This is a genomic window from Paraburkholderia sp. SIMBA_054 (assembly GCF_046534875.1).
GTDB lineage: Bacteria > Pseudomonadota > Gammaproteobacteria > Burkholderiales > Burkholderiaceae > Paraburkholderia > Paraburkholderia hospita.
The window spans coordinates 1-268 of record NZ_JAWRXV010000879.1; the positions used below are offsets into that span (position 1 = coordinate 1).

Here is a 268-nt window from a genome sequence, read left to right on the forward strand (position 1 = left end):
GCCGGCTGCACTAAATAATTGCGGAGACAACGCACATGGACGATATCACTCAACAGACCACGGCCCGCGTATTCTGGGCGAACCGTTGGTGGCAGCTCGTCATCGGCATGGTGTGCATGGCGTTGGTGGCGAACCTGCAGTACGCGTGGACGCTGTTTGTCGCGCCGATGGACGCGCGGCATCACTGGGGCCAGGCCTCGATTCAGATGGCGTTCGCGATCTTCATCCTTACGGAAACCTGGCTCGTTCCACTGGAAGGCTGGCTCGT

Annotated in this window: 1 pseudogene; it reads left to right on the forward strand. The window is 60.1% G+C overall.

The annotated features are described in order from the left end of the window. Window positions 1-35: 35 nt before the first annotated feature. Window positions 36-268: pseudogene (locus tag SB822_RS57645) on the forward strand (oxalate/formate MFS antiporter); the annotation flags it as partial.